This window comes from Methanomassiliicoccus luminyensis B10 (genome assembly GCF_000308215.1).
Taxonomy (GTDB): Archaea; Thermoplasmatota; Thermoplasmata; order Methanomassiliicoccales; family Methanomassiliicoccaceae; genus Methanomassiliicoccus; species Methanomassiliicoccus luminyensis.
On record NZ_CAJE01000005.1, the window covers coordinates 20,097 to 46,678 of the forward strand.

Consider the following 26,582-nt stretch of genomic DNA (forward strand, 5'->3'; position numbering starts at 1 on the left):
CACCCTATCTCGCTTCCCCTTTAAAAGGCTTATTGAATGCTCTGGACCTGCTAGAACATGTGGCCTACGGGGTCATCATACAACATAGAAAATATTGAAGGAGGAGAGGGGGCGACCCATCCTTCGCCCCCTCCTAATGGCAAGTTCTCTTTCCTCAGACCTGATAGGACAACCATCTCCCATCCATGACGGTTGTTCCGTGGATCCCTTCCAACGCCATTATTAAGCCCCTCACCGCGGAGGCATTCTCACCCTTGCATTCCACGCTGGAGGCAAGGTTCTTCAGTCGCCACGGTGTGGATCTTCATCCAGGCTTTGAGCGGGATCGAGATCAGGTCTTTGGGCCGATCTCTTGCCGGTTTTCGTGTTTGCATCCCATCCGAAGAGTTTTCTGTCCGACTTGCGTCAGACGCAATAAGGGAATCTGTGCGACAATATATAAAGATTTCGAGACAATCGTCCGACATGAAGAATATGCTCGGTCCAGACCTTATAATCCGGCTGATGGGCGAAGAGCCGCGTCGGACGCAGGAGCGGACGTAGAGGGATAATTTGTTTGAAAACTTTTTATGGATATAAGGCGATAGGTGGCCAACTTCGGTGATGGGATGGGATTTCTAGAGTCGCTCCGCGACAAGGAGCTCAGGGGGCTCTATAGAGCTCGCAGGCTGATCGAGAACGCAGACCTACACATCGCGAACGGCCAAGGCCAGGACGCGCAGATCGATCTCGACAAGGCCAAGGACGCTCTCTTTAAGGATGGCCTCCAGAACAGCGTTCACTCCCACGAGTTCGCCGATGTCCTGGTGACCATGTCCGGCATCCTCATCAAGGCGCAGGCGGTGGACGACGCCCTGAGCGCGGCGGACCGCGCCCTGGCCCTCTCGCCGAACGCCCCTCTCGCGCTGGCAGCGAAGGCCCGGGCCCTGGCGGCGAAAGGCTCCTATCCCGATGCGCTCACGCTTCTGGACAGGGCGCTGGAGCTCAAGGGCGAGGACAAGTCCTTGCTGTCCGACAAGGCCAAGGTGCTGGAGAAGGCGGGCAAGAAGGATGCTGCCCTGGCCATGTACAAGAAGGTAGTGGAGCTGGACCCCGCGGACCTGGAGACCTACGATATCCTCGCCAACTTGGACGACCGCCTTAAGTGGTCGCTGCGCAAGGCGGAGGTGCTGCTCCGTTCCAAGAGGTCCGAGGATGCCCTCAGGGCCCTTGATGACGTCATCGCTCAATCCCCCCATGACACCGACGTCATGCTGGTGAAAGCGAAGATACTCCTAGAAGACAAGAGGTTCGACGAGGCCTCATCGATATACGACACCGTGCTGGCGGTGGAACCGACCTCCATGAGCGGGAACCTCGGCAAGGCCCAGGCCCTCCGGGCCATGGGGGATAAGGAAGGCGCGGTGAAGTTCTACAAGGAAGCGCTGCGCGCCGAGGTGGACCGCAAGGAGACATGGCTGGAGATCGGCCCCCTGCTGGAGCAGCTGGATCGCCTCGAGGAGGCGGAGAAGGTTTACGCCCAGGCGCTGTCCCTGGACCCTCATTCGCCGGAGGCGATGGAAGGCCACTACCGCGTTCTGCTGGCGGAGCAGAAATGGTCCGAGGTAGCCGATGCGGCTGCGGTGCTGCTCACCGAGAAGCAGGAGCTGACGGTCTACAGCACCAGAGTGGACGCCCTGATGAGGTCCCAGAAATACAAGGAAGCACTGGACGCCGCCGAGTCCGCGCTGAAAGTGTTCCCAAAGGAGCCCGGCCTGCTGACCAAGAGGAGGGACGCCTCGGTGGCCCTGGGCCTGGGGGACGAGACGGTGAAGCACTGTGAAGAGATACTTTCGCAGAGGCCCAATGATCCGGAGACCACCTACGAGCTCGGCGTCGCGTATATCAAGACGTTGCGCTTCCATGAAGCGGTCAAGGTCCTGGAGAAGGTGCTGAAGACCCATCATGACAAGGAGAAGGTGCTCATCGCGCTGAAGGAGGGGTACAAAGGCATCGGCCGGGACAAGGACGTGCTGGACGCTTGCGAGCGCCTCCTCAAGGTGAACCCACGCAATACCGGCGCCCTGCTCGACGCCGCCATCGGGCTGGACCGGACGGGGCGGAGGGACGATGCCATTCGCCTCTACGACGAGGTCCTGGGCCTGGAGCCGGCCAACGAGGATGCCCTGCGCAACCTGTGCATATCTCTGTTCTCCCAGAAGAAGCTGGAGAGGGCGCTGGAGAGGTCGGTCGCCGGCACCCAGCTGTTCCCCGCGGAGCCGGACTACTGGCGGATCAAGGGCGACTCCCTCTACGGCCTGGGGCGCTACTCCGAAGCGGCGGAGGCGCTGGCCAAGGCGATATCCCTGGACCCCTCGGACAAGAGGATGTGGTGGTCCCGGGGCATGGCCCTGGTGTCCGACGAGCGGTTCGAGGAGGCCCTGGCATCGTACGAATCGGCGCTGAAGATCGACCCCAACGATCCGGAGATATGGCTCTCCAACGGCAAGGCCCTGGCGGCCATAGGCAAGTATAGCCAGGCCCTCCAATCCTTCGACCACACCATCGAGGCCGACGACAACAACGGACAAGCTCACATGCTGCGGGGGAAGGCCCTCGCCCGCATCGGCATGCACGTCGAGGCCGTCAACTCGTTCAATCGCGTCCTCGCTCTCGGCCACAAGGACGTCGACATCCTGGAGGCGAAGAAGGAATCGCTCAAGAGCCTGAACAGGACCGACGAGCTGATGGCGACCTGCGACCTGATACTGAAGCTCGACCCCCGGAACAAGGCCGCCGCGCTGGACAAAGCGGTCGCGCTGCACAGCCTAGGCAAGGTGGACGAGGCCCTGAGGACCTACGACAAGGTTCTTGACGCGGACCCCCGGGACCCCACTGTCCTGGAGCACAAGAAGGAAGCGCTCATGGCCAAGGGGGACCACCTAGGCGTCATCGACATATGCGACACCCTGCTGCAGATAGAGCCGCGTAGCAAGCTCGCCCATGCCCATCGCGGGGACGCCCTGAGGGCGCTGAACCGCTTCGAGGAAGCGGCTGAGGAGTACGACAAGGCCTATAAGATCGACCCCGAGGACCGCTCCGTGCTGAACGGGAGGGGCCTCGTGCTCATGGAGCTGGAGAGATACGCCGAGGCCGCGGAGGCCTTCGATCACGCCTGGGCGCTGGACCGCTCCGACGCGGTAGTGTTGGACAACAAGGGGCGCGCGCTCCTGATGGCCCGCGACGCCACCGGTGCTCTGGGAGCGTTCGACGAAGCGATCAGGATGTTCCCCAACAACCATCTCTTTCACATGGACCGGGGCCGGGCCCTGGCCTCCCTGGGCCACTACGAGCATGCCCTATCGTCCCTTGAAGAGGCTCTCGCGCTCGACGGGAAGGATATCCCTGCTTGGAAATACAAGGGGAACGTGCTGCTGAGGATGGGCGACCGCCAGCGGGCCGCCGACGCGTACGCGAGAGCGATCGACCTCGGCGGGACGGACGCCTCCATATATCTCTCCAAGGGCCGGGCGGAAGAGGATCTCGGCAGGGCCGAGGACGCCCTGGACTCCTATGTCCGGGCGGCCAGCCTTGACCCCGAGAACGCTCAGCTGTGGATGAGGATCGGGGTCGCCCAGGCCAAGCTGGGCCGGTACAGTGACGCGGTGGAAAGCCTGGAGCGCTCTCTGATGACCGACCGCACCAATAACCGCGCCTGGCTCAACCGCGCCGCCATATTGGAGAAGATCGGGAAGGACGAGGAGGCCCTGCGCTGCTTCGACACCGTGCTCGGCAACGAGCCGCACGATAAGTACGCCTGGAGCGGGAAGGGCCGCGTCCTCTTGAGGATGGACAAGCTCGACCAGGCCAAGCGGGCCTTCGACAAGGCGCTGGATATAGACCCGGAGCTCGCTTCCGCGGTGGAGGGCAGCGCGGCCCTCGGAAAGAAGCTGAAGGACAGGGAGATCTCCCTCTACGCGGCCAAGGTCCTGGAGTATGAGTATCGCCAGAACCGGAAGGTCACCCGCGAGGAGGCGTTCAAGGAGTGCGGGCTGCCCTTCGCGTCCCTCGACGAGGTCACCGCCTTTCTGGTAGCCAAGGAGCCGGTGGACGTCGAGGCGCTGTCGGAGGAGAAGTTCCACGCCTACGAGGAGCTGTCGCACATGGTCATCCTAGCCACGCTCGGGAACCCCGGCTACAGCCGGCAGGGCCTGCACCTGGCGGACGTGTACATGAACATGCCCGACCGCGATGTGCGCCGGGCCAAGAAGATCATGGCGTATATCGAACAGGTCAACAAGATGGACTTCCCCGACGAGGTACCGGACAAGACCACCGAGAGGCTGCTGCGGGCCGCCATGGACCTCCCCCAGGACGCCCACTCGCCCATCGGCGTCATGGAGCACCTGGACGTGGGGCTGTACACCGCCCGGAGGATAGTCTCCATCCTTAGGAGCTTCAGCAGCGAGCCGGCCCCGGAGGTCCGCAGGGGCCCGGCGCAGGCGAGCGCGCCCATGGCCGATGAGGAGGTGGAGGACCTGCCGGAGGTCTCCTCGCCGAGGCCGCAGGCGAGGGAAGGGAGGACCGCCCCGGACGAGGAGCCGGAGGCGCCCAGCATGTCACAGAGGGAGGCAAGACCTATGTTCAAGAAGCGCAGGAACGAAGAGGAGGAAGCGACCCGGTCGGCGGACCGGTCCAAGGCGATCTTGGTCCGCTTCAATTCGGAGGGCGCCCAGTACAACGGACGGAAATGCCTGTTCCACGGCGAGCCGGCGGTGGCAGTGTGCCCCAACTGCGGGACCCTGTTCTGCATGGAGTGCACCGGGCAGATGGGCTCCTGCCCGCGCTGCCACACCGCGCTGGACTTCGTCGACACGGCCAAGGAGCCCGCGCCGATCGATGACCGGGACGTCATCGAGACCGAGGAGCAGAGGCAGGCCATCGCGCAGCGGTGGGCCCAGAAGAGGCTGGCCGAGGCCGACCGCCGAAAGGAGAAAGAGAGGGAGGGCAGCAAGGGGAATGAATGGGACTACCTCACCGAGCGCTCCACCATGACCGACAAGGACGCCGCGGTGGCGAGGCTGCTGCGCGACACCGAGCGCCGGTACAATATGAGCACCGCCAAGCTGCAGGACGCCCCCGCGCCGGTCTACCGCGCCGCCGTCCGCAAGGTCGAGGAGGAACAGGCGGCCGCAGAGGCGGAGGCGGCGATGGCCGCTCTCTCCCAGGAGGCCGAGGTGCAGGAGTTCACGGAGCCGGAGGCCAAGGTCGAGAGCGTCCCCGATTTCGTGCCCGAAGAGATCATCGTCAAAGGGGCCCCTGCCGAGGAAGGGGATGAGGAAAAGGACGAGGGGTACGACGAGAAGAGGAAGCTCCGCGAGATCCTGGAGCGCGAGGACGACACTGCTTCGGAGCCCCGCGACCTGTCCCGGCTGTGAGCCCGCTCCCCTCCGCCAGATCCGCGGGCCCCCCGGCCCTGGCGGTCGGACCGCTCAATAGTCCATGAGATCGCTCTTCTTCATGAACTCGCGCAGCAGGGATGTCGCGTAGCATCCCTTGTTCAGGGAGAATGAGAAGTCAACCTCCCCGTCGCCGATGCCGTACCTCAGGTCAGTGATGCGGCCGACGATCTCCCTCCGGCTCCCCTTGGAGCTGCACTGGTGGAGCATGGGCACCATGAAGTCCTTGGAGCTCAGGCCCTCCTCGTCTATGACCTTCCGCTCTATATCTCCCATCTCGCCCTCGCCGAGCACGGATTCGGTGCCGAAGAGCACCCCGCTGACGTACGCTCTTCCGTTCCGCACCTGCTTCTCCACCAGGTCGATATTGCTCTTGGTGACGGGGACCCCGTGGTCGTGGTCAGGCAGTCCCGAGCGGTCCACCGGGAGCACCACGTCGCCCACCAGGGGACGGTCCAGCGGTAGCCCCCGCCGGATGCGCTCGCTGAGCATGCGGTTGAACAGGTACGATTGGTACGCGTGCACGAACATCATCTGCAGGTTCGGGGGCATGACCTGTATCGCTCCCACGTAGTCGCCGGGATTGCGGGCCAGGAACCCGATGGCCATGCGCTCGAAGGTGAGCGTTTTGGGGAAGTAGCCTATGGCCTGCTCGAAGTCCCTGGTCTCTTCCAGCTTGGCCCTGGCGGTCCGGGATCCCTCGCTCTCCTGGGGCACGGGGTTCCCCGCGTAGGTCATGATGGCCCGCTCCAGGTCCCCTTTCACTATCCACCTGCCTACCTCGTGGGTCACGGGGCGCACCGCGCCGAAGCGCTGCACCCCGAAGAAGCTGGGGAACCCCCCCAGCTGCGCCAGCGATGCGGCGGTGCCGTCGAGGGCGTCCCTCAGCTCTTGCCCGCCCAGGGACGGCTCGGCCACATTGATTCCGAACCTGTTCCCGATAAGGTCGCCGATGGTCAGCCCCTTCTTGGCAGGGTAGGCGTCCTCAACGGTGATCTGATGGAGGCGGAGGGACATGACCTGGTCCACCGGCGCCTGGAAGGACATCAGCTGCGAGGTTATGGCGCGCTTGTCCTTGGTGCCGGCGAAGCCTATGCGCTCCCGCCCGATGCCGAGGGCCTTGGACAGCTCGCGGACCAGCCGGTTCATCTCCCAGTTCTGGGCCGTCACCTTGGCTATGGTGTACGCCCCGCTCTCCACCCGCTCGGGGGGAGCGGAGATCTCATCGACCAGAAAATCCTGGGGGGACCGCTTGAGCTTTCCCCCGATGCCTGGCGTATCGGTGTAAAAGACCTCGAGGCCGATCTGGGCCTCTCTGGAACGGCACTCCTGCATGACTACTTCTGCTTGTCCAGCTTGTCGAGCGCTTCCTTGTACTCATTGGAGATGGTCTTGGACGCCCTCTTCAGGGCGGTCTGGGGCTTTCCGCTCTTAACGCGGATGTAGAGCACGGGAATGTCGAGTTCGGGGTGGCCGGTGATGTACTTCACCTCGGATACCCCCTCATCCGACAGAAGCTCGCTGATGAGCGGCTGGATCAGGGTCATGTCGGCATCTCGGATCTGGACCTTGATGGAGTCCTTATCCTTATGGAGGAGCTGAAGTTCCATGAACCCGCTCAATGCTCCAACTTACTATAAATGTTTTCTTCGCGCCCCGACTGGCATCGTGGCGATGGTTTATCTGGTCAGCACGCGTTCCCTCCGCCGAGAGGCAAGCAGATGGAAGAGGTCAGGATCTGCCCGTTCACCCTGTCAAAAGGCCCCGTGGAGCCAGGGTCCCCGTGCATAAAGGAGAAGTGCGCCTGGTGGATAATGATGACCGCGAGGAAGCCGTTCGCGTCCGTATCGGGGGAGAAGGAAGGCGTGTGCGCGGTCGTATACTTTGCCAGAAGACCTTAGCCCGCAAGGGCCAGCGCCATATCGTTCGACAGGAAGCGAACCGTTCTCAGACATAAATAAAATATCCATAGATATTTCGTCTGGACATGATCGCTGTTCTCCTTCTCGACGACGATCACGGGCTATCTGAGCTGTGCAGGGCCTTCCTGGAAAGCTGTGGGGATATCCGGGTCCAGACCGCGGCCACCGTGAAAGAGGCCTTGGATGCCATCGCCTCGGCCTCGTACGACGCGATAATCTCTGATTACCACCTCCCTGACGGTGACGGCCTGGACCTCCTTCGCCGGCTACGGGAGACGGAAAAGCGCGTCCCCTTCATAATGTTCACCGGAACGCGCCGGGAGGACGTGGTGGCGGAGGCGTACGCGCTGGGGGCGGACCTGTCCCTCCAGAAGGGATACGACCTGGAAGCCCAGTGCGCCGAGATCGGGCACCTGCTGAGGAATATGGTGAAGGGGCGGGAGGTCGAGGAAGAGCTGTTCATGGCCCGGCTCCAGGTCAGGCTGGTCTCGGCCTCCAATGTGACCTGCTGGTACCTGGACGACGCCACCGGCCTGTTCCGGTTCGATGGTAACTTCTCCGATTTCTTCGGCAGCGAGGCCTCCGGAGAGGACGGCCGCTCGTTGTCGAAGGAGGAGTACGTCCGCCGGTTCGTGCATCCCGATGACGCCACCATGGTGCGGGAATGGATAGGGAGCGGCGGCGCCAGGCTCCTAGGGCCAGGCGAGTTCCTGCAGACCGAGCACCGTTTCGTGCGGGGGGACGGCGAGGTGCGCTACCTCCTGGTAAGGGTCGCCTACTTCAGCGGGGGCGACGGGCGCAAGGCCAGGGTCTACGGGCTCAACCAGGACATCACCGACCTGGTGCGGTCGTTGGAGCAGGTGAAAAAGGCCGGGGCAGCCCCCCGCCCCGGGGACGGGGGGCCGCGAATAGGACTTTGCTTCCTGGACGGCGGCCCCGAGAGGCCGCAGAGCTTCCGGGTGTCGGGGATGGAGGTCTGAGGGCCGCTCCCGGATCCTCAACCCTGACCTTCCTGGCGCTTCATCAAGGTGTGCAGGTGGTGCCGCTCCCGGCGCTCCGCCCGGAGGTGCTTGGTCATCTCGTGATTGTGCGCCTTGCGCGCCTCCACCAAGGGCGCCGCGTGCGTCTTCCTTTCCTCAAATCCCTTTTGGTCGCCTACCAAACCTTTGGTCATTCCAGCACTCTCCTCATCTCCCATAATGGCGTGTTGTTCCGGAGCGGCCGGTCCCATGGAGAACAGGCCTCTCCCGGGCCGGGGAGGACGTGGTCGCCGAACGTTGAAAAACGTTGTGTCCTCGATTCGGTGTCATCCTTGGCTCGATGGCCGCCGAAATGTCGGTCCCGGCCGGTGTCAACAATTTATAGGCGGTCTCCCCATCCCTATCGATAAGATCTGAGGTGGAAATATGGCCAAAAAAGGTTTCTCGATCGACATTGAGTCGGAAACGCTGAAGAACACTGATTTCCGCAGGGTCCTCTACACCGGAAAGTACAGCCAGCTTGTCCTCATGTGCCTAAAGCCTGGGGAAGAGATAGGCGAAGAGGTCCACGACACTGTTGACCAGTTCTTCCGGTTCGAGCAGGGCGAGGGGATCGTCACCGTCGACGACATGAAGTACAGCGTCAAGGACGGCAGCGCGGCGATAGTCCCGTCCGGCGCCAGGCACAACTGCGTCAATACCTCCAAGACCGCCGACCTCAAGCTGTACACCATCTACTCTCCGCCGGAGCACATCGACAAGACGGTACGCCGCACCAAGGCCCAGGCGGAGGCGGAGCCGGAAGAGTACGACGGCAGGCCCACGGAGTGAGCCGAGCTCGCTCCAACTTTTTCCTTATTATTGCCTTCTATACTGTCGGGCGCGCCCGACCGGAAGGCCTCAGCCCTCGATCCTCTTGAGCTGCTTCTTGTACATGTCCACCAGCTCCTGGGTGGTGGTGGCGTCCCGGGGCTTTTTGTCGTCGCGGAACGCGCCGGTGAAGCGGGGGAAGCGGATCGCCAGCCCTGACGCCTCCCTGATCTTCCCATGGCCACAGGTGTGGATGGGGGAGATGCTTATCTCGGCGCCCAGCACCTCCAGCACCACCGTGGGGGTGAACCACACGTCCGCCTCCATCTTCGACTCCACGGTCCCGTGGGCCTTGGGAAGGCGGTACGGGTCAAGCTTCTCCGGCAGCGCCGCCAGGGTGGCGTCGTCGAAGCCGGAGCCGAGCTTGCACACTGTTTCGAAGCGGTCCTCTTCCGAGTTATAGGTCGCCATCAGCAGAGCGCCGTACACCCCGCCTCTCTTGCCCCGGCCGTGGAACGCGCCTACCGCCACCAGGTCCACGGTGTCGTTCATCTCCGACCGGTACTCCTTCTTGTACTTGATCCACAGGTAGCCCCGGGAGCCGGCGCGATAGACCGAGTCATCATTGAGCGATTTGGCCATCACGCCCTCGCATCCGGCCTGGAGCGCTTCCTGGAAGAACCCCTGCACTTTCGCCGGGTCGTCCAGGACCCTGGCCTCGGAGAACCTGACCCGGTCGGTGATGCTCACGCTCCTGGTGAGGGCGGATCGGCGGTCCGGCAGCGGCCTCAGGGTGAGGTCCTCCCCGTCCAGGTACAGGCAGTCGAACAGCTGTACTCTTACGGGGTACCCCTCGATGGCCTCGGTGAGCTCGTGCTTCCTGCCCCGGCGGTGGGAGACCTCCTGGAATGGGAGCATCTCCCCGGTGTCGATGTCCACCGGGACGCACTCCCCCTCGAAGATGGCGCTCTCCCCTTCGAAGGCCTCCCTCAGCGCCTTGGCCACGTCGGGGAACTGATTGGTGAGGTCCTCCAGCCGGCGGGAGTACAATCGTACCGCGTCCTTGGAGATATGGGCCTGGACCCTCAGCCCGTCGTACTTGTACTCGAACATGGCCCGGCCGCCCATGCGCTCCAGGATCTCCTCCGGCGACGGCAGGCGCTCGGCGAGCATGGCCCTAATGGGGTTCCCTACCCGCACGCGCATCTCCCTCAACCCCTCCAGCCCCTTCTTGCACAGCGTCTCCCCTACCAGTCCCAGGTCGGAAGTGATGTTGAAGGCCCTCTCCACCTCGGGCTTGTCCGCCTTGGTGGCGAACGCCTGGGCCAGCGAGTCGATCACCGTCTGCGACGCCACTCCCAGGCGCATCCGCCCGGTCACGATGCGGGCGATGTACTTGGCCTCGTTGGGCTTGGCGTCGTGCAGTATGTCCGCCAGCAGGCGCATCTTCAGCTCCTGGGAGCCGCTGCCCTCGGCCCGGGCGATCTTCAGAAGCGCGTCGTATACCCGGTCGAGCGTCAGCGGCTGGGAGAACAAGGTGGTCTGCTTCTTGTTCTCGAATACCTTCTGGGTGACGGTGCCGGGATCCCCCTCCCGGGCCCACAGATCGCGGATGCTGGCCTCGTTCCCCCCGGTGGCGGCGACCAGGGTGCGCAGGTACAGCTTGTCGGCGAGGCCGAGCTTTTCGGGGAAGAAGTCCGGGACTATGCCTCCCTGGGTCATGTACACTATCTTCTTGATGTGCGAGCAGTCGGTGGAACGGAACAGCGAGGCCAGGATCTGGGTCATCTCCAGGCGGGACGCCGTCGACTCCAGGGCCTCATAGACCTTCACCAGGTCCTGATACTGCATGCCACGGGGTAGGCACTCGGGGATATTAATCAAATGGGGGGCGTCAGGAAGCCTGGTAATCGCCGAGCTCGGTCTGCCCTTTCTTTTGGACCTTGGCAACTTCCTTCTTCACCTTGTTCTCGCGGTCCCATTGGTCCTTCAGCGAGTACAGCCGCTTGCGCATCTCCCTCTCCTTCTTCTCGCTGGAGTACAGGGAAGCCTCGTCCCTGGTCCCCGCGGTCACCAGCACCACCACCCGCCCGGCGCGGCTGCGACCTGTTCGCCCCCTGCGCTGGATGCTTCGTATCTCCGACGGCACCGGCTCGTAGAAGATCACCAGGTCGGTGTTGGCGACGTCGAGGCCCTCCTCGCCGACCGAGGTGGCGACCAGCACGTTGAACTCACCCTCGCGGAAGCGCTGCAGCACCCCGATCTGCTCCTTCTGCTTCAGCCCCTTGTCCATCCCCCTGCCGGACTGCCCGATCAGCTTGGTCACCCTCGCTCCCTCGATCTTCGACAGGTAGTTGATGACCATGTCGCAGGTGTCGCGGTACTGGGTGAACACGATCACCCTGGAATCGGGCTTCTCGATGAGCTGATGGCTGACGATGCTCATGACCCGGGAGATCTTGGGGTGCTCCATCTTCAGGTTGCCCAGCAGCTCCACTATCTCCTTGAACTCGTCAGAGGCGACGATGGCCCGGGACGCCTTGGAGCCCTCCGGGGACAGCGCCTCCTCCTGCAGCTTCTCCAGGTAGCTGGTGAGAGAGCTGACCCCCTGGGTCTCGGCGAGCTCGAGGGCGTGCCCGAGCTTGATGGCCCTCGCCTGGACGGACAGCGCGTTGTACAAGGTGTGGCTCTTCTCCCCTTGGTTGAGCTTGAACTGGATGGCCTTCTGCACCTCCAGGAGGTACTTCGTCGAGGGCGGCCTCCCTCTCGTCATCACCCCCATGGCGATGAGCTCCTTGATGCACTGGTCGTACATCTTGCGCAGCTTGTCCGCCAGCCTGCGCATGCTGACGGGGACGTCCACCTCCACGCAGTCCATGTGGATGTCGTGGACGTACTTCGACACGTCCGGGTCGCTCTCCGACCGGACCTCGATGTTGTCGATGTCCAGGTTGCCGCAGACCTCCTTGATCTTGGCCATGCTGGAGCCCGGTGAGGCGGTCATGCCCATGACCAGGCCGCCGGGGACGCCCCGGTACTCCTGGGCGATGCTGACGTACGCGTAGTTCCCCACGCCCCGGTGCGCTTCATCGAATATGATGAGCCGGACGTCCTTCAGGGAGATGCGCTCGGTGCGGAGGTCGTTGGCGATGACCTGGGGAGTGGAGGCGACGACGTCGCTTTGGATCCACTCCACCTCCCTCTCCTCGGGATCTATTTCGCCGGTCAGAACGCACACCTTCTTCCCCACCAGGGTCTGCTTCAGGAACAGGGCGTGCTGCTCCACCAAGGGCTTGGTGGGTGCGAGGAGCAGCACCTTGCCCCTCCTCTTCTCCAGCACGTCCGCGATGACCAGGAGCGCCACCACGGTCTTGCCCATGCCCGTCGGCAGCACCACCAGGGTGGAGGAGTGCAGGCAAGCGTCCGCCAAAGCGCGCTGGTAGTCCCTCGCCTGGATGCGGTCCTTCTGGATGAGGGGATGCTCGACGAACACGCCGGCTTGATACCCGGGACCGTCTAAATAACCTTGCGGTGGGCTCGCCGAGTCCACGTTGCTGGACCGGCCGGGATCAGAGCACCCGCTCCTCATTCCCCTCCCGATCGTACCTGAACCCATGTACGGTTATGGGCCAGACGCCGTTATCCTCCAGTGCCGCCCGCCGGATTTTGTACGCCCTCTCTTCCAGCTCCCCCGCCTCGCACTTCCAGGCAGGGCAGTGGATGGCAATGTGCCTCAGCTCCAGTAGCGACCTCACCATCACCTCGCAGGGCCCACCGAGCTCGGGAACGATGAACTCCCGGAAAACAGGCCTGCCGGCCACCTCCACGGTCAGAGCCACCTGCCCCTCTTCGGCCTGAAAACTCACCTTGGACATGGGCACCTCGGCCAATATCTCCCTGGAGCGGCGCTCGGTCACATCGTTCATGAGCTGGACGGTCGGACCGCCCTCCGTCTTCTGCATGTGAGATATGACTGCACTATCGGCATATATTGGCGGTGCTAGCTCAGAATAGGGTCCGCTGCCTGACCTCTCCCGCCGGCCTGATCAGTTCATCGGAGTCCTTGCTCAGGTCGTTGACCTCCCGGGAGACCCGGTACAGCTCCATCCTCTCTGACGGGAAAGGCTTGCCGATGCGCTCCAGCTCGCCGTCCCCCAGGGGGACCGGGGCAGCCCATTCCTTCTCGTCCTCGATATTCAGTATCACCGGCATGCGGTCGTGGATGGGGGCCATGAGGTCGTTGGCGGAAGTGGTCAGTATAGTGAAGCTGTGCACCAGGTCCCCGCGGGGGTCCATCCAGTGATCGTACAGCCCGGCCATGGCGAACAGCTTCTCGCTCTTGAGGCGGACGAAGTAGGGCTCCCTGCCCCGGGCGGACGGCCCCCATTCGTAGAACCCGGTGGTGGGCACCAGGCACCGGCGGTCCTCCAGGCAGGACCGGAACACCGGCTTCTCCTTCGCCGTCTCCACCCTGGCGTTGATAAGGCGGACGCCGATCCTGGCATCCTTCGACCAGAATGGGATGAGCCCGAAGCGCATCATCAGAAGCTGCCGGTGCCTGTGATCTATGACGATGGGGGCGTCCTGCGTCGGCGCGATATTGTACCGCGGCCTGGGCATGTCGGCGATGGGGGAGTCTATCGAGAACCGGGGAACAAGGTCCCTGATCTCGCCGATGGCGAAGCGTCCGCACACGGATATATCAGATGAACGCCGGGGCGGATAATCGTTGCCATCAGGCGCGATGGCCCTGCCTGACCAGGGCATCGTGAAGCAAAGGGAAAGGGAACGCCCTTCCCGCGCGGGAAGGGAAATGCCGGTTTAGTGGCAGCCGGAGCAGCCGGCGCCGCAGGCGGACTTGATGTTGGGGTTGTTGACGATGAGCCCCGCGCCGCTGGGGGTCTCAATGTAGTCCACGGTGGAACCCTCCAGAAGCTCCTTGGTCTCGCCGTCGTAGAAGAAGGAGAACCCGTTGGCCTTCTGCTCGCTGTCCCCGTCCTTCAGCTTCTCCTGAAAGGCCATGCCGAACTGGGGGCCGGAGCATCCCATGCCAGCCAGGTAGATCCTGATGCCGTAGCCCTTCTTGTCGTTCTTCTCCAGCAGATCGTTGATGAACTTGATAGCCTCAGCGCTGACCTCTACCATGTGAATTCACCTGAACTCTTGAGCCTCATCAACCTATTTAAGATATGTGCCGTATATTTTCGTGCCACCCGTTGGATCCATCGGGCCCGTGGCGATGCGCGAAGGGTTTATTCCGAAGGGCGACATTGGCTGAAGCAGCCATGATCGAGACCGTCTCCAGGGAGATGACCCGCCGGGACCTGCCCCAGGTCCTCAACATGAGCAGGGAGAACATGGCCCACATAATCTTCACCTCCTGGGGAGTGGAGTGGAGGGACGAGGACCTGCTGCGCATACTGCTGGAGCCCAGCGCCTTCACCGAGGTCCTGGAGGCCGACGGCAGGATCATCGCCTATTATTCCGTGGACGTCCGCAACGACAACCTCTTCATCAACTCCATACAGGTCCTGCGGGGCTACCAAGGCCTCGGCCTGGGCGGGGAGATGATGCAACGGATCGAGGCCATCGCTCATGCCAGGGGCCTGCTGGCCATCGAACTGTGGGTGCAGATCACCAACCGGGAGGCCACCCGGTTCTATCGCCACACCGGGTACAAGCTCATCTCCCGCCAGGGCAACAACTATCTCATGCGAAAGGTGCTGGAGGGCCCCTATCGGCGGCCGTCGGAGCCCCCAACACAGGACCGGTGCAACTATTAACCCCCGGCGCCTGCAATCTTGCTGTAGCATATGCCTGCCGATCATCCGCCCCAATCCAACGGCGTGGAGGTAACTCTAAGCCGCGACCTCGGTCTCGCCGAGGTCCTAATGATAGGACTAGGGCCCAACATCGGCTCCACGATATTCCTCCTGATCGGCTTCGCCGCGGGCATAGCCGGCCCCGCGCTCATACTGGCCTTCGTCCTGAACTTCATCGTGACGCTGTTCACGGCGATGGCCTACGCCGAGCTGTCCAGCGCCTACCCCGAGACGGGCGGCGGGTACCTGTGGATCAAGGAAGGCCTTTTCCCTCCCCTGGGGTTCCTGGGCGGCTGGATGTCCTGGGTGGGCCATTGCATCGCCTGCAGCGTCTACGCCATAGGGTTCGGCCTAGGCATCCAGCAGCTGGTGGTGCAGTACGGCCTGGACATCCTCGGCATATCCCCCGACCTGATACGGACGGCCGCCACCGTGCTCATAGCGGTGGCGTTCTGCTACCTCAACTACCGCGGGGTGAAGGGGGCGGGGCGCTCCGAGATAATGATCGCCATGTTCCTCATCGGCATCATCGTCCTGTTCATCGCCTTCTGCGCGGTGGCGCTCCTCACCGACCCCGCCGTGCCCGGGGCCGGGGGCTTCGTGCCCTTCCTTCCGTTCGGCTACGTCAGCGTGGCCGTGGCCATGGGCTTCACCTTCATGATCTTCGAGGGGTACGAGGTGGTGGCCCAGACCGGAGAGGAGGCCAAGGACCCCGAGAGGACCGTGCCCCGGGCCATGTTCCTGTGCATCGCCATCAGCGCGGTGCTCTTCGTGGCGGTGGCCGCCTTCACCTTCGCCGTCATCGGCTGGGAAGGCGCCGCGCAGGCCGAGGACGGAGCGCTGGCGGTCGCGGCGGAGAGGGTCGTCCCCTTCGTCGGGGGAGCCCTGATGGCGGTCGGCGTGATCGTCGGCTCGGTGGCCGCGGTCAACTCCATAGTGTTCTCCGCCTCCCGCGTCTCCTTTGCCATGGGGCGGGACGGCAATCTCCCCGCGATGTTCGGGAAGCTGCACCCGAAGACCCATACTCCCGCGGCGGCCATCCTTCTGAGCGGGGTGATAATCGTGTTCATGGCGGTGGCCCTGCCCATCAACGCGGTGGCTGCGGTGGCCGACCTCCTCATCCTCATGCTCTTCGTCCTGGTGAACCTCTCCGCCATAAGCCTCCGCCGCAAGCACCCCGAGGTCAAGCGCCACTTCCGCACCCCGTTCTTCCCCTGGATACCCATCATCGGGGCGGTCTCCAAGATGTTCCTGGCCCTGATGCTGTTCAACTACGACCCGCTGGCATGGTACGTGGCCCTGGCGGTCATCTTCGGCGGCCTCCTGGTGCACTACTTCGTCAAGGCCAGGGAGGAGATCGAGCGCATCCCCGCTCCCGCCCCGGCCCCCTTGTCCGAGGAGGCCAAGGCCCGCTACCGCGTGCTGATACCCATAGATGATCCCAAGAACGAGGCGCTGGTGGACCTGGGGGTCATCATGGCCGCCCGGCAGGACGGCGAGCTGCTGCTGACCACGGTGCTGGAGGTGCCGTCCGGCGTCCCGCTCACCGCGGTGGAGAAGCGGAGGATAGATGAGCGCAAGAAGATGCTGGAGAGGCTGAAGGTCCACGCTGAGAAGAGGGGGGTGAGGACCCGGGCCATCGTCCAGCTGTCCCACGATGTGGTCACCAGCATCATCGATACCGCCAGGGAGCAGGGGGCCAACTTCATCATCGTGGGGTGGAAGGGCTACACCAACACCCAGAAGAGGATACTGGGCCGCAAGCTCGACGACATCGTGCGGCGGACCCCCTGCGACATCATCGTGCTCAAGGCCGAAGGCCACCTCAAGCCGGACAACATCCTGGTCCTATCTGGGGGACTGTGGCACGTCAGCAAGGCCACTGAGGTGGCGGCGGAGATCGCCAAGGCCGAGAACGCCCGGGTCACCATCCTGAACGTCATCGTCAACGAGCGCTACCTCATCAAGGCGGCGGAGTACTCCAAGCGCCTCAAGAGGATCGTGGAGCTGAGGAAGGTCCCGGTCATCGTGAAGGAGACCCGGCCGGAATCGATAATCGGCGGGGTGGTGGCGGAGTCGGTGAACTACGACCTTCTGGTCATCGGATCCTCCGCGGCGAAGAGGCTGACCCCGTTCGCCTTCGGGGCCCTCCAGGACGTCATCGCCAAGAACGCCAAGTGCCCGGTGCTGGTGTATAAGCGGGTCGGGCCCAACGAGCCGGAGGCCATGGAGGCCGAGGAGGACTGATCAGGCCGATGCCCTCTCCAGCTCATCGATCATGAGGGCGGCCGCTTCCCGAGCTATCCTGGCGCCGGCGCTGGCGGGATGGCCGCCCCCGCCCATGCCGTGCCTGCTGGCGAACTCCTCGGCGAACTGGCCGAGGTCGATCCCGTGAGGATCGACGGCGCGGAGGGATACCACGGCAGCATCGTTCCTGCCGTGGATGAGCACGGCGTACCGGCACTCCTGCTCCCTCGCCACTTCCAGAAGGGCCTTGGAGCCGAAACCGTGCAGGGACGTCCTACCCGACCTCAGATCGAGGATGCCTACCGCTCCTCTTCTCTCCAGGCGGGCGCGGACCGTATCCAGGGCCTTGTTCCAGCGGCCGCTTTCCTTGACCCTCCTGTATTTCTCCATGACCGCGGGGACCTCCGAGGGCCACAGGCCCTTGGCGAGCTCGGCGGCGGCATGGAGCCTGAAGCCGTCGTCCTCCACGTTGTGGCGCCAGGCGAAGTCCTGGATGGTGCACTCCTCCTCCAGGCGCTCCCGGCCGTGCTCCCGGACGGCATCCCTGAGGACGTCGGTGCCGCTCATCTCGTACAGGTCGGCCAGCGCAACAATGTTACGCACACGCCCGGAGGAGCCGAGGCACCGGTGGAGGATGCCCGCGGCGCTCCTGCCCTCGTCGATGATGGCGTTCTCGACCGCTTCGCCGATGGGGTGGTGGTCGGCGACAATGATCTCGCGCCTCCCCGCCTCGGAGCGGACCGCAGCGGCCAGCTCGCCGGTCAGGGAGAGGTCGGCGATATATACGCAGGACGGGGCGGTGCCCTCGCGGAGCGCCCTGGCCGCCGCGGGCGGCGAGGTGACGAAAGTTACCTCGGCCCCCGGAAACCTATCCAGGAAGACCGCGGCGGACATTATGCCGTCCAGGTTGCCCCGCGTGATGAGCCTGACCCCTCCGATCTCCTCCTTCATTCGAGATATCTGTTAGTTCGAGCTTATTTGAACGTCCCCAGCCAGTTATCACAATAGATAACCAGAGCAGAAGGGGGAAAAGGCCCGGCCAGATGGTGATGGCGGACGAGCGACAGCTGGGTTGGCGCGACGTCGTTCCGAAGAACCGTACCCGCACCTTCAATAGCGGGTCCGGCGATTGCCTCCCGCGGATGGGATGGGGCGGCAGGGCCGATGCGCCACGCTAAGCCTGATTGTATCAACAGCGCCTATACCGCAGGGAACGGTTCGTGGCTGTCGGAGAAAAACCATGGATACTACATATTGCCGCACAGGGATAGGGAGCGTGGCCTCCGACCACGATCTTCTGGTAGCTTCGTTCCGATCGGTCGGGAAGACCTTCGGGTTCGAGGACGTGGAGGCCGGCTTCACCCCCTTTAAAGAGTTCAAGAGCTGCTGGTACAGGTCCGGGAAGAGCGTCACCTTCGAGATCTCCGACTACCTGAAGGGAGCGGACCAGGAGGTGCTGGTGGACTTCGCGCAGTCCCTGTTCTCCAGGGTGGCCCTCAAGGGGGAGCGGGAGATATACACTGACCGCATGCGCTCCTGGCTGGAGTCGCCGGCGTTCCTAAGGCGCAATCAGCCATTATACCTGAAGCGCAGCCGGAACCTCTCCCTCACCCATGAGGGGGAGGTGTACGACCTGCAGGATGCCTACCTCAAGCTCAAGGACCAGGGCCTGGTGCACGACTGCCGGGACGCCGTGTTCAACTGGACAAAACGGGGCAACCGCCTGAGGGTGGGGTACTGCAGCGTGCTCATGAAGGTGGTGGCCATCTCCTCCATAATGGACTCGGAAAAGGTGCCCGACTTCGTGCACGAGTACGTGCTGTACCACGAGATCCTGCACTTGGAGGAGGGCCTCAAGTCGGGGAACCGCCATCACACTGATGAGTTCAGAGAGGCCGAGAGGCAGCATCCCCGGTGGGCGGAATCGGAGGCGTGGCTGAAGAGGCTCGCCTTCAAGAGGCCCTGACTCTCTCCTCGGCAGATAATCCTGGCCTCATTTTATAATAATCCGTTCATCCTTTACTCCCACAGGAGGAACAAGGGTGGAGGCGGGGCGCCGGCGGGTCTGTGACATCTGCGAGAAGGGAATGGACGTGAACGAGGTGTTCTCCGTCCGCAAGAAAGATCCTCCACGCAAGGGCAAGAACGCCGGCCATTTCTTCTCTCTCAACGTCACCGACGCCACCGGCGAGATCAGGGTCAACTTCTGGGGTGGACCGGACGAGGCGCTGGTAAGGCGCACCTTCGAGTCGATCCGAGAGGGGGAAGTGGTCCGCATCAGGGGGGTGAGCGGGCAATGGGAGGACAGCATGGTCCTTCAGGTGAACCACGCCACCGGCGGGTCCATCAGGGCCGCCCGGCCCGATGAGTACGCCCTCTCCGAGCTGATCCCCTGTACCGATAAGGACCCCCAGGAGATGATGGCCGAGGTGCGTTCGTACATCGAGGGAATGCGAGATCCCGACATCCGAGGCCTGTTGGAACGCATGTTCTCGGACCGGGCGTTCGCGGAGAGCTTCAGCAGCTCCCCCGCCTCGGTCTCCTGGCACTGCGCCTGGGTCGGGGGGCTGCTGGAGCACACCCTCAACGTGCTGCGGATCTGCGACCACATCTCCCAGCTGTACTCGGCCCTGGACCGCGACCTCCTGCTGGCGTCGGCCATACTGCACGATGTGGGCAAGGTGCGGTGCTACAACGTATCCACCACCATCGCCGAGTCGGTGGACGGCCGGCTGAAGGGGCATATCGTCATAGGCGCGCAGATGGTGGAGGATGCCTGCTCATCCTTCCCCGACTTCCCCGGCCCACTGAGGGCAAAGCTTGTTCACATGGTGCTGGCCAGCCACGGGAGCAACGATAAGGGCTCGCCGGTCGGTCCGGCCCTCCCCGAGGCGGTGGCGCTGAACTACGCCGACGAGATCGATGCCCGCCTGGAGCGGTTCATAATCGCCCGGGACAGCGGGGGGCCCGACGACGTGTTCGTCATGGACCCCAAGCTGAGGACCAAGGTCTTCACCGGGTGATTTTCTCGACGCTAGGCCCGGACGGCGCGGTTAGCCTAAGTGTAGCGGTCAGGTACGTCAAGCACCCCGGGGATCATGATCCGGGATAACAATGGGACTTTCGAAGATACTGCAAAGTTCGACCGCAATGCAAAAGGTGCTATCCGCCGCATCGACCGCCAGCATATTCCTTCCCTGGGTGCAGATCAGCCTGTTCATGTCGACCACGTCCATGAACTTGCTGTCGCTCATCCTCAGCTGGGACATAAGGTCGCACATCCTGATGTGCCTCGGGGGAGTTCTGTTCATCGCAGGCTCCCTCGCCCTGTTCATATGGAAGAAGGCTCCTCTCCTGCAGGTCGCCGGCTTGATCTTGGTCCCCCTGGGCTTCATGACCCTCGCGGTGGATGCCAGCGCCGGGACCGTAAGCTACGGGGAGGCTTTCCAGGCCCTCCAGATGTTCACGGGCGTAGGAGTTTACGCCGGATGGGCCGCGGCCATCTGCGGAGTGATGTTCATGCTGCTGGGCTGGCCTACTCCCCGCTTCCTCCAGGGAGCATCCATATTCCCGCCCCGGGGGCTTCGCGGCGGTGAGGCCTCCGTTCCGGCGGTCCACTGCCGGCCAGCTCCCCTTGTCCCGGTCCGTGCCGCTCTTCCCCCGATGTCGTTCTCCGCCGCCATCGAGATGGCGGAGAGGCACCTGGCCGGTGGGGACCTGAACGCCGCCCTGACCTGGTACGGCCGGGCCCTGGGTATCAGCAGGGACGATGAGGAGAGGGCCATCAGCAAGGTCCGGATCGCCTCGGTGCTGAACTCCCTGGGAAAAGAATGGGAGGCCCAGATGTTCATCGATGAGGCCAAGCAGATCGACCCGGAGGACGTTTCGGGGTGGTCCGTGCCCCTGCCGGACACCTCCTGGCCGATGGCGCCGAGGGCGTGGGAAGCTTAACCGAACAAATGCGGAGAACAGGCATAAGTGTCCCCCGAGCCCTAACAGATTGGTTCATGGACGGCGTGCGCCTGTTCTCCCCACACTGACCCAGGCCGGGGGTTTATTGTCGTGCGTCGGGGTTGTTTCCCAATCATGACCCGATGTCACATCGTTGTTCATGGAAAGACCCATAATAACGACACACTGTGCGCCCCTAGCTTGCAAGGGGAATCACGGATCCTCCCCGGTTTCTAAGGGCGGTTGAACTAACGGCGTTCTGCATTTAAGCGTTTGCACCGAGATCGGAGCTGGGCCGAACGGTCCTCCCCTGGATCAACCTTTGTTCCGCCCCCGCCTCTCCCCCAGGGCCATCGATATCGTGCCCTCGATGCGCCTGGTCCGGGTCTCCGGGCGCTTTGCCTCTTTTATCCAGAAGAGGTACCGCTTCCTGTGCGAAGAGGGCATGCCGAAGAAGGCGTCCTTCGCTCCCGGGGCATTCTCCAGTGCCTTCATGAGGTCCTCCGGTACGACCTCCTGCTCTACCCCTTCAAGCAGGTACCAGGAGCCGTCCAGCTTGGCCGCCTCCACCTTGGCCATCCCCGCAGGGGCCATCAGCCCCCTCTCGATGAGGCCCTCGACCCGGTGCTTGTTGGGCCCGGACCACTGGCTCCCTCGCCGCCGGGGAGTGAACATGACCTTATAGCTCCCCTCGTCCCCTCTGTTGGCCCGGCCGTCTATCCACCCGAACGAGAGCGCTTCCTCCAGAGCGTCCCCATAGGCTATCCCCTTGCCGCCGGACCGCTTCTTGGCGAGCACCAGCCAGACACCCGGCGATATGGAGTGGTTGGCCTCCAGCCATCTGTGCCAGTCGGCCCGACCGTTCACCCTGAGGACCTTCTTTTCGTCCGCCATGCTGTCCCTTCCGATACCGCGTCGGGGGAAGAACTAACCTTTGGCGGCCTCAGCGCGGCGTACGTTCTGTCGTCTGGAGCATGGATTCTCGGCAAGGAAAATATATATGTAGGCCAGGATGAAATCAATACATCGGTGTCCGTGCTCATTGGTTGCAGTGGTTGGTCCTACGAGGATTGGGTAGGCAGGTTCTACCCTGTAGCTTTGGCTAAGAAGAAAGAGGAATGGCTCCGTTATTACGCATCGTACTTCAGCACGGTGGAGATCAACAGCACCTTCTACCACCCTCCCAACGAGTTCATGGTGAACGGGTGGATCAAGAAAGGGCAGGCCTTCAAGAGCTTCGAGTACTCGGTGAAAATGCCGCAGCAGGTGACGCACGAGACCCTGTCCAACGGGGAGGCGGACAAGGCCGCGGTCCTGGCCACCGCCTTCGAGGGCCACTGCATCAAGCCGCTGGCCGACAACGGCCTTTTCGGCTCCGGGCTCATCCAGCTCTCCCCGTCCTTTCGCAACGGGGACGGGAGCATCAGACAGCTGCGCACCGTCCTGGAGGCGCTGGACACCGACAAGTATCGCTATGCCGTGGAGTTCCGGCACCGCTCGTGGCTGGACGAGGTAAAGGGAAAGCTCGACCCCCCGGTGGCGAAGCTCCTCGCCGAGCTTAACGTGGCCAACGTCATCGTGGACGGACCGGACCTCCCCATGGTCCGGGACATCACCGCCGATCACGCCTACCTGCGCCTGCATGGCCGGAGCAGAGAGACGTGGTCTGACGACGAGCGGGAGGAAGATGCCCACATCAGCCGCTCCGACTACCTGTACTCCGAGGAGGAGCTGTCGATATGGAAGGAAGCCATCGAGAAGCTGGACGGCCTCACCGGCAGCGTGCGAGTGTACTTCAACAACAACGGCCGGGCCAAGGGGGCCAAGAACGCCTTCCAGCTCATGGATATGATGAGCATCCCTCACCGAGAGAAGGAGATATCGGTGCAGGACCAGACCACCCTGGGCAACTTCCTGATGCTCCAGAGATGAGCGGCGGGGCCGCCAGGGCCTCTGGCCGGATTTTTTCTAAAATCCATAATAAATCCATTAATGAGGAATAGTTTTAATTCCATGTTGAGATTGTCCCCATAGAGATACTCCGATGGAAGCAGAGGTCGAGTTGCTCTTCAACATCGCCATGGTACTGGTCCTGGGCGGTGCAATGTCGATTTTGATGAAGCGGATCAAGTTGCCCACTCTGTTCGGCTATATCGTGGCCGGCATGTTGCTGGGGCCCTATATTTTCACCCAAGTGATCGTTCCCGAAGAGACCGTCGAGGTCTTTTCCAGCATGGGCATAGTCCTGCTGATGTTCTACATCGGCCTGGAGCTGAACCTGGCCGGTCTGAAGAAGATCGCCTCCTACGCCGTGATCGTGGTGGGCATCGAAATGGTCCTGATGGTCGTCGTCGGCTATCTCCTCGGCACCACCCTGGGCCTGGGCGGCGCCCAGGCGCTGTTCCTGGGTGTGACCATCTCCTGCGCCAGCACTGCGTTCTCGCTAAGCGTGGCCAAGGGCGACAAGCACTTCCAGGGGAGGACATTCCAGACCCTCATGGGCCTCCACATCATGGAGGACGTGGGCATCGTCATAATCCTTGCCATCTCGGCCCCCATGATGGGAATGCACTCTGCCGGCTCGCTCACCGAGACGCTCATCATCATCGTGGTCTTCCTGGCCCTAACCATGGTACTCGGTCTCGCCGTCTTCCCTCGCTTCGTCGACTGGGTCGACAAGCACTATTCGGGGGAGACGCTGTTCATCGTCGCGCTGGGCCTCGCTTTCGCCCTGTCGTTCCTTTCCTCCTATCTGGGCCTGTCCGAGGCCATAGGGGCCTTCCTGGCAGGCATCATAATCTCCCAGGCCCGCTGCTCCCATTCCATCATGGAGAAGGTGGAGCCGATGAAGGAGCTGTTCATGGCCATCTTCTTCCTGTCCATCGGCCTGCAGCTGGACCCCTCCCTTATGCTGAGCGGGCTCCCCCTGGCGCTCGTCATCGCGGTGGTCTTCATCGCGGCGAAGACGCTCAGTGTTAGCATCGGGTGCATCGCCGCGAACTTCAAGATCCGCACGTCATTCTACATCGCCGCGAGCATGGCCGCCATGGGCGAGTTCACTTTCGTTACTGCTAAGATCGCCTTCGACGCCAGTGTAATCGACAACGCCCTGTACTCATCAGTGGTGGGGGCTGCGGTCATCACCATGGTGGTGCTTCCTGCCTTCTTCAAGGCGGCCCCCAAGATATTCGACACGGCGGCGGCGAAGATGCCCCGGCGCCTGTACGAGAAGCTGGACCACGTCGAGAACGTCCGCATGGAGGTCCGGAGAAAGATGGACCATTCGGCGGATACCAAGAACATCATCAAGCACCAGGTGATGTCCGTGTTCATCGACTTCGTCATCATCCTGACCGTCCTCATAGTGATGAACGTGCTTAGCTCGCTGGACCAGGTGATGAACAACGGCATCATCGGGGACGCCGTGGTGGTGTCCCTTATATTGTTCGTCGTCTCGGTGATCATGATCATGCCTGCGATCATCCACATCGTCAAGCGGCTGGGAGTGATGTCCGAGGCCCTGGCCAACGCGCATGCCGGGGAAGAGAGGGCGGAGAACCTCAAGAAGAGCGCCACTTACCGGATTTTCAAGGCCATCACCTCTGCCATCATCTACATCCTCCTGATGGCCGTAATACTCCCCCTGCTCCCCCGGGTGGCGGTCTCCATCCCCATATTCGAGCTGATGGCCGGCCTGTTCATCCTCATCTGGATGTTCTGGGACAACATAGAGGCCTGGTACGCGAAACTGTCCGGCACGCTGTCAAAGGGCATCTCGGAGACCGCGCCGGAGGACGATGACAAGGGCCAAGCGCACTGAGCTCGCCAACGGTAGAATGAAGAGAATGGGGTAAAAGGGGCCTCCGGAGAGGCCTTTGCTGCCCGGGCGGGCTTACTTGCGCCGAGGCTTCCTCTTGACCTCGGCCGGGGCGGCGGCCGCGCCGTCCAGGTACTTAGTCCACTCGAACTTGCGGCGCTTCTGCAGGTCCACATTGTGATAGATGTAGCTGAAGATCAGCGGCACCACGGTGGTGGCCTCGGCGTAGACCATCTGCTCGTAGGTGGTGTCGACCTTTCCCCATGAGGACGCCTCCTTGAGGGTGGAGCTGGAGCAGGCGCCGTCGCGGACGTCGGCCACGGTTATCTGGATGGCATACTGGTGCATCGGCACTTCCTTGCCCAGGCACTCGGCGCACACCACGGTGTCCTGCGCGAAGTTCTTCGGCACCCCCCCTCCGACCATGAACAGGCCGGAGGTCTTAGCGGCCATCTTGATCTTGGTAAGCTCGTAGAAATCCTTCACCGAGTCGATGGATACGTGCTTCTCGGGATTGGCATGCTGGTGCATTACCAGCCCGAAGCCGGCGCTGGAATCGGAGAAGGCCGGGCAGAATATGGGTACGTTGTGCTCGTACGCCAGCTGCACCAGGGACCCCTTCTTCTTGGAGTTCTTGGTGAGGTACTTGCCCATCTCCCTGATGAACTCGCGGGAGGAGTAGGGCCTGGGCTCGAGGCCGTCAGCGATCTTCCTGATGGTGGCGTCGCACACCTGGAGCTGCTCCTCGTCGATGAAGGTGTCGTAGATGCGGTCGACATAGTTGTCGCGCAGCATGTTGTCGTCGACGAACGGCGTTCCCCGGTAGTGTTTGAACCCCAAGGCCTCGAAGAAGTCCATGTCGACGATGGACGCGCCGGTAGCTACGACCGCATCGATCATGTTGTAGCGGATCATGTCAGCGTAGACCTGCATGCATCCGGCCGCACTGCTGCTGCCGGCCAGGGTCAAGATGGATGTACAGTCCTTGTTCTTCAGCATCATCGCCATGATGTCCGCCGCCCTGGCGGTGTCGCGTGAGCTGAAGGACATCTCGCGCATGCTGTCGATGATGGGAGTGGCATCGTACTTGGTCGCGTCCACGTGCTTGATCGTCTTCTTCAACAGGTCCTTCTTTGCCATGGCTTTTCACTCGTTACGATTTGATTTTCCTATGCAACAGTAATCTATTATAATTAGTATCGCCAGAAACCCCACTTTTTCGAAGAGGGATTACATGTGGTCCGAAGTACTAATTGCATAGTCAGCGATTCCTATCCAGATGTTCCTCACTATCTCGATACGCTTGTAGCGCACTCAACCCGGCGTGCCGGCGTATCTTGGATCGAGGTCAGGAGAACAGGGACCATGCTAAGTATATGGACGCCGACTTGAACGCCTCAAGGAACATCGCCGCCTTCTCTGCACGGAAAGACGGCAGGCTCCGCGTCAGCGAGCCGAATGCGGCGGATGATGAGGCCGAAGGTCATTGGACAATCGAGGCCGATCTCAGCTGCAAGCCCATGAACGGGTTCGTGAGCGGCTGACTTATTCTATCTTCAGAAAGCCCATTATTTCGACCGTTTGACCGCACGCGT

Annotated in this window: 23 protein-coding genes; 12 read left to right on the forward strand and 11 right to left on the reverse strand. The window is 62.6% G+C overall.

Going from position 1 to position 26,582, the window contains the following annotated elements; genetic code table 11:
* The first annotated feature begins 608 nt into the window (after positions 1-608).
* Positions 609-5,417: a tetratricopeptide repeat protein gene (locus WYS_RS01680; RefSeq protein WP_019176421.1), complete on the forward strand. Its 4,809-nt coding sequence runs from the start codon at positions 609-611 to the stop codon at positions 5,415-5,417.
* Between the two features lie 54 nt (positions 5,418-5,471).
* Here WYS_RS01680 and truD read toward each other — a convergent pair whose 3' ends face one another.
* Positions 5,472-6,773 carry a tRNA pseudouridine(13) synthase TruD gene (truD, locus tag WYS_RS01685; protein WP_019176422.1) on the reverse strand — a complete coding sequence of 434 codons (1,302 nt, stop codon included), beginning with the start codon at positions 6,771-6,773 and terminating at the stop codon, positions 5,472-5,474.
* 2 nt (positions 6,774-6,775) lie between these two features.
* On the reverse strand, positions 6,776-7,048 hold the full coding sequence (locus tag WYS_RS01690; protein ID WP_019176423.1) for an RpoL/Rpb11 RNA polymerase subunit family protein: 273 nt from the start codon (positions 7,046-7,048) through the stop codon (positions 6,776-6,778).
* A gap of 111 nt (positions 7,049-7,159) precedes the next feature.
* On the opposite strand from WYS_RS01690, the gene WYS_RS01695 reads away from it, so the two are divergent.
* Together WYS_RS01695 and WYS_RS01700 are read left to right on the forward strand one after the other, a co-directional pair.
* On the forward strand, positions 7,160-7,339 hold the full coding sequence (locus WYS_RS01695; protein WP_019176424.1) for a hypothetical protein: 180 nt from the start codon (positions 7,160-7,162) through the stop codon (positions 7,337-7,339).
* 86 nt (positions 7,340-7,425) lie between these two features.
* On the forward strand, positions 7,426-8,340 hold the full coding sequence (locus WYS_RS01700; protein WP_019176425.1) for a response regulator: 915 nt from the start codon (positions 7,426-7,428) through the stop codon (positions 8,338-8,340).
* Positions 8,341-8,357: 17 nt separating this feature from the next.
* On the opposite strand, the gene WYS_RS01705 is transcribed toward WYS_RS01700, so the two are convergent.
* The gene (locus tag WYS_RS01705; protein WP_019176426.1) at positions 8,358-8,534 is read right to left on the reverse strand and encodes a hypothetical protein; all 177 of its coding nucleotides are present in this window, start codon (positions 8,532-8,534) and stop codon (positions 8,358-8,360) included.
* A gap of 232 nt (positions 8,535-8,766) precedes the next feature.
* Between WYS_RS01705 and WYS_RS01710 the strand changes: the two genes are divergently transcribed.
* Entirely contained in the window at positions 8,767-9,171 is a 405-nt protein-coding gene (locus WYS_RS01710; RefSeq protein WP_019176427.1) for a cupin domain-containing protein, read from the forward strand.
* Between the two features lie 69 nt (positions 9,172-9,240).
* Here the strand turns inward: WYS_RS01710 and WYS_RS01715 are convergent, their stop codons facing one another.
* The 5 genes from WYS_RS01715 to WYS_RS01735 form a co-directional block, all read right to left on the reverse strand.
* Positions 9,241-11,001, reverse strand: coding sequence for an ATP-dependent DNA ligase (locus tag WYS_RS01715; RefSeq protein WP_019176428.1), 1,761 nt, complete (start codon positions 10,999-11,001; stop codon positions 9,241-9,243).
* A 43-nt stretch (positions 11,002-11,044) separates the two neighbouring features.
* Positions 11,045-12,643 carry a helicase-related protein gene (locus tag WYS_RS13960; protein WP_019176429.1) on the reverse strand — a complete coding sequence of 533 codons (1,599 nt, stop codon included), beginning with the start codon at positions 12,641-12,643 and terminating at the stop codon, positions 11,045-11,047.
* A 76-nt stretch (positions 12,644-12,719) separates the two neighbouring features.
* Positions 12,720-13,112 carry a hypothetical protein gene (locus WYS_RS01725; RefSeq protein WP_019176430.1) on the reverse strand — a complete coding sequence of 131 codons (393 nt, stop codon included), beginning with the start codon at positions 13,110-13,112 and terminating at the stop codon, positions 12,720-12,722.
* 43 nt (positions 13,113-13,155) lie between these two features.
* Complete coding sequence (locus WYS_RS01730; protein WP_019176431.1) at positions 13,156-13,845, reverse strand: SOS response-associated peptidase; 690 nt, start codon at positions 13,843-13,845, stop codon at positions 13,156-13,158.
* 126 nt (positions 13,846-13,971) lie between these two features.
* On the reverse strand, positions 13,972-14,295 hold the full coding sequence (locus WYS_RS01735; protein ID WP_019176432.1) for a HesB/IscA family protein: 324 nt from the start codon (positions 14,293-14,295) through the stop codon (positions 13,972-13,974).
* A gap of 125 nt (positions 14,296-14,420) precedes the next feature.
* Here WYS_RS01735 and WYS_RS01740 point away from each other — a divergent pair, with 125 nt between their 5' ends.
* Positions 14,421-14,933 (forward strand): GNAT family N-acetyltransferase, encoded by a 513-nt coding sequence (locus WYS_RS01740; protein ID WP_162137675.1) that lies wholly within the window; start codon positions 14,421-14,423, stop codon positions 14,931-14,933.
* Positions 14,934-14,963: 30 nt separating this feature from the next.
* On the forward strand, positions 14,964-17,219 hold the full coding sequence (locus WYS_RS01745) for an amino acid permease (protein WP_019176434.1): 2,256 nt from the start codon (positions 14,964-14,966) through the stop codon (positions 17,217-17,219).
* Here the strand turns inward: WYS_RS01745 and WYS_RS01750 are convergent, their stop codons facing one another.
* Positions 17,220-18,170: a DHHA1 domain-containing protein gene (locus tag WYS_RS01750; RefSeq protein WP_019176435.1), complete on the reverse strand. Its 951-nt coding sequence runs from the start codon at positions 18,168-18,170 to the stop codon at positions 17,220-17,222.
* 289 nt (positions 18,171-18,459) lie between these two features.
* Here WYS_RS01750 and WYS_RS01755 point away from each other — a divergent pair, with 289 nt between their 5' ends.
* The 3 genes from WYS_RS01755 to WYS_RS01765 all read left to right on the forward strand — a co-directional run bounded on the left by WYS_RS01755 (position 18,460) and on the right by WYS_RS01765 (position 21,170).
* Entirely contained in the window at positions 18,460-19,185 is a 726-nt protein-coding gene (locus tag WYS_RS01755) for a M48 family metallopeptidase (protein ID WP_147654512.1), read from the forward strand.
* A 76-nt stretch (positions 19,186-19,261) separates the two neighbouring features.
* On the forward strand, positions 19,262-20,242 hold the full coding sequence (locus tag WYS_RS13965; RefSeq protein ID WP_019176437.1) for a 3'-5' exoribonuclease YhaM family protein: 981 nt from the start codon (positions 19,262-19,264) through the stop codon (positions 20,240-20,242).
* Positions 20,243-20,369: 127 nt separating this feature from the next.
* Positions 20,370-21,170 carry a tetratricopeptide repeat protein gene (locus tag WYS_RS01765; RefSeq protein ID WP_019176438.1) on the forward strand — a complete coding sequence of 267 codons (801 nt, stop codon included), beginning with the start codon at positions 20,370-20,372 and terminating at the stop codon, positions 21,168-21,170.
* 315 nt (positions 21,171-21,485) lie between these two features.
* Here WYS_RS01765 and WYS_RS15850 read toward each other — a convergent pair whose 3' ends face one another.
* Positions 21,486-22,064: a YdeI/OmpD-associated family protein gene (locus tag WYS_RS15850; protein WP_019176439.1), complete on the reverse strand. Its 579-nt coding sequence runs from the start codon at positions 22,062-22,064 to the stop codon at positions 21,486-21,488.
* A 135-nt stretch (positions 22,065-22,199) separates the two neighbouring features.
* Here WYS_RS15850 and WYS_RS15540 point away from each other — a divergent pair, with 135 nt between their 5' ends.
* Positions 22,200-23,102 carry a DUF72 domain-containing protein gene (locus WYS_RS15540; RefSeq protein WP_162137677.1) on the forward strand — a complete coding sequence of 301 codons (903 nt, stop codon included), beginning with the start codon at positions 22,200-22,202 and terminating at the stop codon, positions 23,100-23,102.
* 112 nt (positions 23,103-23,214) lie between these two features.
* On the forward strand, positions 23,215-24,990 hold the full coding sequence (locus tag WYS_RS01780) for a cation:proton antiporter (protein WP_019176441.1): 1,776 nt from the start codon (positions 23,215-23,217) through the stop codon (positions 24,988-24,990).
* Between the two features lie 72 nt (positions 24,991-25,062).
* Here the strand turns inward: WYS_RS01780 and WYS_RS01785 are convergent, their stop codons facing one another.
* Positions 25,063-26,127, reverse strand: a complete 1,065-nt coding sequence (locus tag WYS_RS01785; protein ID WP_019176442.1) for a 1,9-bis(guanidino)-5-aza-nonane synthase — start codon at positions 26,125-26,127, stop codon at positions 25,063-25,065.
* Positions 26,128-26,363: 236 nt separating this feature from the next.
* Between WYS_RS01785 and WYS_RS01790 the strand changes: the two genes are divergently transcribed.
* Positions 26,364-26,531 carry a hypothetical protein gene (locus tag WYS_RS01790; RefSeq protein WP_236993939.1) on the forward strand — a complete coding sequence of 56 codons (168 nt, stop codon included), beginning with the start codon at positions 26,364-26,366 and terminating at the stop codon, positions 26,529-26,531.
* The last annotated feature ends 51 nt before the right edge of the window (positions 26,532-26,582 follow it).